Here is a 5,647-nt window from a genome sequence, read left to right as displayed (position 1 = left end):
ATCATCCATAACCACCTCGACGCGGCGATGGAGGCGGCCAATATCACCGGCGCCACCGGCACGCTGAACCGGCAGGCCAAGTCCGCCGGCCGCTCGGCTTTCGAGAGCGCTAAGCAGCGTTTCTTCGGCCATCTGCTCACCAGCATGAAGACGCCGACCCTGATCCGGTCGATCACCAGCGACCTGGAAGCCGGCCACGCAGCCGTCATTCAGATCGTCTCCACGGGCGAGGCGTTGATGGAGCGCCGGCTGGCCGAGCTGCCGACCGAGGAATGGAACGACGTCCGCGTCGACATCACGCCGAGGGAATATGTTCTCGACTACCTCGCCCATTCCTTCCCGGTGCAGCTCTACGAGCCGTTCACCGACAGCGAAGGTAATCTGTCGTCGCGGCCGGTCTATCGCGACGGCCAGCCCGTCGAAAGCCGCGAGGCCGTGGCGCGCCGCGACGAGCTGATCGCGCAGCTTGCCTCGCTGCCGCCGGTGCCCGGCGCGCTCGATCAGATCGTCCAGCATTTCGGCACCGAGCTGGTGGCGGAAGTTACTGGCCGCTCGCGGCGCATCGTCCGCAAGCGCGCGTCTTCGGGCGGCGACCGTCTCGTCGTCGAGAACCGCGCCGCCGCCGCCAATCTCGCCGAAACCCAGGCGTTCATGGATGACAGCAAGCGCATCCTGATCTTCTCGGACGCCGGCGGCACCGGCCGTAGCTACCACGCCGAGCTTTCGGCGCGGAACACGCGGCTGCGCGTCCACTATCTGCTCGAACCCGGCTGGAAAGCGGACGCCGCCATTCAGGGCCTCGGCCGCACGCACCGGACCAACCAGGCGCAGCCGCCGCTGTTCCGGCCCATCGCCACGGACGTCAAGGCGGAGAAACGCTTCCTCTCCACCATCGCCCGCCGCCTCGACACGCTGGGCGCTATCACCCGCGGCCAGCGCCAAACCGGCGGGCAGGGCCTGTTCCGCCCCGAGGACAATCTGGAAAGCGCCTATGCCCGCGATGCGCTGCGCCAGCTCTATCTCCTGCTGGTGCGCGGCAAGGTCGAAGGCTGCTCGCTCGACCGCTTCGAGTCCGCCACCGGCCTGAAGTTGATGGACGCGAACGGCATCAAGGACGAGCTGCCGCCGATAACCACCTTCCTCAACCGGCTGCTGGCGCTGACCATCGAGCTTCAGGGCGTCCTGTTCACTGCTTTCGAGCAGCTTCTTGCCGCCAAGATCGAGGGAGCAATCGCCGCAGGCATCTACGACGTCGGGCTCGAGACGCTGACGGCGGAAGGCTTCACCGTCACCGACCGCCAGACGATCTATACCCATCCGGGCACGGGCGCGGAAACCCGGCTGCTCACCATCGCGCAGCGGACTCGCAATCACCCAGCCACGCTGGACGAGGCGCTCACCTATCTCGGCGAACCCGGCGCCAGGCTGCTGATCAACGAACGCTCGGGCCGCTCTGCCGTCCAGATCCCCGCCACCTCGATCATGCTCGACGATGGTGAGATCGAACGCCGCGTCCGGCTGATCCGGCCGATGGAATCGCATACGGTTCCGGTAAAGATGATGGGTGAGACTCATTGGACCGAGGCAGAGCGGAACGCCTTCGCTGCGGCCTGGAGCGCCGAGGTCGCAGACGTCCCGGCGTTTTCCGACAGCACGATTCACATCGTCGCCGGTCTGTTGCTGCCGATCTGGAAGCGGCTGCCCAACGAGTCCACCCGTGTCTATCGGCTCCAGACCGACGAGGGCGAGCGGATCGTCGGCCGCAAGGTCTCGCCTGCCTGGGCGGCCAACGCAACCACGACCGGCGCGGCGACGCTCACACCAGCCGACGCCTTCATGGCGCTAATGGATGGCCGCACCATCCTCGACCTCGCCGAGGGGATCCAGCTTCGCCGCGTCCGCATCATGGGCGCCGAGCGCATCGAGCTGTCCGGCTTCACCGACACGATGCGCGAGCGGCTCACCGCCTACGGCCTGTTCCACGAGATCATCTCCTGGAAGCTCAGGATGTTCCTGCCGACAGATGCCGCCGGTCCCATGGTGCTGGAGCGCGTGCTGGGCCGCTATCCGGTCCAACGCATCGGCGAACGCGAGGCGGCGTGATGACCCGTCTCGACGCTTCCGATCTGGCGAACCGTCTCGGCCGGGAGGCCGAGGCGGTATGCCGCCATTATCTCGGCGCCGGCCATCGCCAGGGCAATTACTGGCAGGTCGGCGATGCCCGCAACACGCCCGGCCGCTCGATGTTCGTCCGGCTCAAGGCGACGGCGAAGGGACCGGCAGGCAAATGGACCGACGCCGCCACCGGCGAGCATGGCGATCTGCTCGACGTGATCCGGGAAAGCTGCGGCCTCATCGACTTCGCAGATGTCGTCGTGGAAGCCCGGACTTTCCTCAGCCTGCCGCGTCCCGAACCCGCGCCGGCGACGAAGAAGCGACCAAGCACGTCAGCCCCGTCAGGCTCAGCCGAAGCGGCAAGGCGATTGTTCGCCATGTCGCAGTCGATCGCCGGCACCTCTGTAGAGGCGTATCTCCGCAATCGCGGCATTACGGCTTTGCACGGAACCGGAAACCTCCACTTCCATCCGCGCTGCTACTACCGGCCCGACGGTCATGGCCCGACCGAAACCTGGCCAGCGATGATCGCCGCCGTCACCGATCTCAGGGGCACGATCACTGGCGCGCATCGGACCTGGCTCGCTCCTGACGGCTCCGGCAAGGCGCCGATCGATACGCCGCGCAAGGCGATGGGCGACCTGCTCGGTCACGCCGTCCGTTTCGGGATCGCCAGCGAGGTGATGGCGGCAGGCGAAGGCATCGAAAGCGTCCTGTCGGCACGTCAGGCGATACCGCACATGGCGATGGCGGCGGCGCTCTCCGCTGCCCATCTGGCCGCCATCCTGTTCCCCGAGACGCTGCGCCGGCTCTACATCGTCCGCGACAATGACCCGGCGGGCGACAGCGCGCGGGATAGCCTGGTCGAACGGGCGAACACGGCCGGGATCGAGGCCATCGTGCTCTCGCCGGTTCTAGAGGACTTCAACGAGGATCTCCGGCGCCTCGGCATCGACGCGCTCCGCGGCAATCTGCGGGTACAGCTCGCACCGCCGGACGTCGCCCGTTTCTGGCTCGAAGCGGCATAGTCGTCGGCAAGGAGTGTCGAGGCCGCAATCCTCATGCCCGCCCGGATGCGTTCAGCCTTCGGAGAGGACCGCGCCTCGGCCTTCGAGAGGGCGATCGGCCGTCGGCCGGGCCGGATCGGCAATGGCTGCGGCCGACGATTTTCCGGCGCGGCCCCTCGGGCCGCTTTCCATCGCGAAGCAAAATCGCCGGCCTTCGCCATCCTTCGCTGCGCTTCGGCCCTCTCGCTTCGCTCCGGGTGCAGGTCCGTCCCGCCCGACGGCTTCGTCGCCATGAAGGCCGCGACGGTCGCGGTCCAACCGACGGAGCATCCCATGAGCGAGCACGACGACTACGAACCCGAACACGCTGCATCGCCGACCGACCAGATCGCGCAGGACCTTCAGCTCTACGGCTACCGCCCTTCGGAAGACGAAGCCGATCCCAGGCCGGTGCCGGAGGACCTCATCATCGAAGGCGCCGTCGCCGATATCTTCGACGCCCTAATCTCCACCGTGGCCGATACCAGCCTCGATCCTGACCTCGACGATCTCCTCTGGTCGACCGTCAACATGTTCCACCGCGCCGTCGAGCGAGCCGACCGCAAGCTCGACGACAACGAGCAGGCGCAGAAGCGCCTCCAGCGCGAACAGGATGGCTCGGAGATCAAATCCGTCCAGCTCGAACGCCTAATCGATCTTGGGCAGTCGCTGATCGAACGCCGCGACAGCCTGGAAGTCTTCCGCGACAGTGCCGCCGACCACTTCCATCGCGCCACCGGCTCACCCTGGTCCCAGCGCACTGGATCGCGGGTCAACCATCGCCACCTGACCGCCGCGATGATCGACAGCCGCGACTTCATCGCCGCCAAGCGCCGCGCAGAAACCGAAGTGCTCGTGCCCGCAGGGCCGAAGATCGCCTTCTCCGGCGGCGACACCGCCGACCACAAGCTGATCTGGGCCAAGCTCGACCAGGTTCACGCCAAGCACCCGGACATGGTGCTGATGCACGGCGGTTCCCCGAAAGGCGCCGAAAAGATCGCGTCGCGCTGGGCCGAAACGCGCAAGGTGCCGCAGGTCGCCTTCAAGCCCGACTGGACGAAGCACGCCAAGGCCGCCCCGTTCAAGCGCAACGACGCCATGCTGGCGATCACGCCGATCGGTGTTTTCGTCTTCCCCGGCACCGGCATCCAGGACAATCTCGCCGACAAGGCTAGGAAGCTCGGCATCCCGGTCTATCGGTTCGGCACGGGCGGCGCGTAAGCGCCGCCAAACCCTCCACCTTGAAAATTGATGGCATATTTTCTATCTTGCTATCAACGCTATCACTATCGAACGAGATGCTGTCATGCCCGCAGTCACGATCCGGAACCTGTCCGACGCGACGCACCGCGCTCTCAAGGTGCGGGCGGCGCAGCATGGCCGCAGCGCCGAGGCAGAAATGCGCGACATCCTCGAAACGGCCGTCCGTCCCGATACGCGCCTCCGGCTTGGCAGCGCGCTAGCGGAACGCAGCCGCCGCCTCGGGCTGACCAATGAGGACGTCGCCGCCCTCGAACAGACCCGGGATAAGACGCCCGCCAAGCCGATGAGCTTCGAATGATCCTCCTCGACACCAATGTCGTCTCGGAGGCGATGAAGCCCGAGCCCAATGAGACCGTTCGGGCCTGGCTCGACGAACAGGCGGCCGAAACACTCTATCTCTCCAGCGTCACCGTCGCTGAACTGATGTTCGGGATCGGCGCGCTTCCCGACGGCAAGCGAAAGGGCAAGCTCACCGAGGCCCTAGAGGGCGTGATGGAGCTGTTCGCAGATCGCATCCTGCCGTTCGATACGGGCGCCGCACGGCACTATGCCGAACTCGCCGTCAAAGCCCGCGCCGCCGGAAAGGGCTTTCCGACACCCGACGGCTACATCGCGGCTATCGCGACCTCGCGAGGGTTCATCGTCGCCACGCGCGATACCAGTGCATTCGATGCCGCCAGCATTGATGTCATCGATCCGTGGAAAGCGGCGCGATGACGATCCTCACCGGCCACCGGGGTTGAGCCGGGCAAACAGTAGCAAACGGCTTCGCGGTAAACGGACATCACGGTCTCCTGACCGGACGGCCACCCCCGCTTCAAGACGCTGATCCTTGGTCCAGCCGATGGCCTGACGCCATCAACCCGTAAAGGGTCGGACTACGCATGCGCGTGCCGCCGCTCCGGCTTCGCCGCGCGCGGTGATTGCGGCCAGCGACCGGACTCTTCGGGCGCCTGTCAGCGGGGGATGGACCTCCGCTCGAAACAGGAGCCAGGTCGATGTCCTTCCAAACCGCTCATGCCTTCGCCTTTAGCCTCGCCACCACCCTGATGGCCGCCATAGTCATCTATCGCGCCGGCGACGGCACGCTCTCGGTGACGCCCGCGGCCGAATATGACGGCGACGAAAGCGCCATCGTCGATGAAATCGACCCATTCGCCTCATGAGGCGAACAGGATCGCACAAACGGCGGGCGCCGCGCATTCCGGCTCCCGCCACGAGCC

The 5,647-nt window shown here is 66.4% G+C and carries 6 protein-coding genes; all 6 read left to right on the top strand.

All coding sequences use genetic code 11. From position 1 onward, the window contains the following. Window positions 1-2,103, top strand: a 2,103-nt coding sequence (locus NN5_RS23865; RefSeq protein WP_174523933.1) for a strawberry notch C-terminal domain-containing protein, incomplete at its 5' end; no start/stop codon positions are given. Continuing rightward, entirely contained in the window at window positions 2,103-3,143 is a 1,041-nt protein-coding gene (locus NN5_RS23860) for a DUF7146 domain-containing protein (RefSeq protein WP_174523932.1), read from the top strand. The genes NN5_RS23865 and NN5_RS23860, both read left to right, overlap by 1 nt. 312 nt (window positions 3,144-3,455) lie before the next feature. Next, on the top strand, window positions 3,456-4,382 hold the full coding sequence (locus NN5_RS23855; protein ID WP_067739057.1) for a DUF2493 domain-containing protein: 927 nt from the start codon (window positions 3,456-3,458) through the stop codon (window positions 4,380-4,382). Window positions 4,383-4,467: 85 nt separating this feature from the next. Beyond that, the gene (locus tag NN5_RS23850; protein WP_067739051.1) at window positions 4,468-4,722 is read left to right on the top strand and encodes a FitA-like ribbon-helix-helix domain-containing protein; all 255 of its coding nucleotides are present in this window, start codon (window positions 4,468-4,470) and stop codon (window positions 4,720-4,722) included. Next, a complete protein-coding gene (locus NN5_RS23845; RefSeq protein WP_067739048.1) occupies window positions 4,719-5,141 on the top strand; it encodes a type II toxin-antitoxin system VapC family toxin in 423 nt (140 codons plus the stop codon). Before NN5_RS23850 ends, NN5_RS23845 begins: the two co-directional genes overlap by 4 nt. 281 nt (window positions 5,142-5,422) lie before the next feature. Beyond that, window positions 5,423-5,590, top strand: a complete 168-nt coding sequence (locus NN5_RS26475; protein ID WP_169801052.1) for a hypothetical protein — start codon at window positions 5,423-5,425, stop codon at window positions 5,588-5,590. Window positions 5,591-5,647 lie beyond the last annotated feature (57 nt).

This window comes from Novosphingobium naphthalenivorans NBRC 102051, assembly GCF_001590985.1.
Lineage (GTDB): Bacteria > Pseudomonadota > Alphaproteobacteria > Sphingomonadales > Sphingomonadaceae > Novosphingobium > Novosphingobium naphthalenivorans.
Note: the sequence above shows the minus strand (reverse complement) of the source record. Positions and strands in the feature narration are given on the sequence as shown.

What these genes read in the sequence shown, in the direction of transcription:
- NN5_RS26475 (WP_169801052.1), top strand. Translation starts at nt 5,423, where the DNA reads ATGTCCTTCCAAACCGCTCATGCCTTCGCCTTTAGCCTCGCCACCACC.
- NN5_RS23860 (WP_174523932.1), top strand. Translation starts at nt 2,103, where the DNA reads ATGACCCGTCTCGACGCTTCCGATCTGGCGAACCGTCTCGGCCGGGAG.
- NN5_RS23855 (WP_067739057.1), top strand. Translation starts at nt 3,456, where the DNA reads ATGAGCGAGCACGACGACTACGAACCCGAACACGCTGCATCGCCGACC.
- NN5_RS23850 (WP_067739051.1), top strand. Translation starts at nt 4,468, where the DNA reads ATGCCCGCAGTCACGATCCGGAACCTGTCCGACGCGACGCACCGCGCT.
- NN5_RS23845 (WP_067739048.1), top strand. Translation starts at nt 4,719, where the DNA reads ATGATCCTCCTCGACACCAATGTCGTCTCGGAGGCGATGAAGCCCGAG.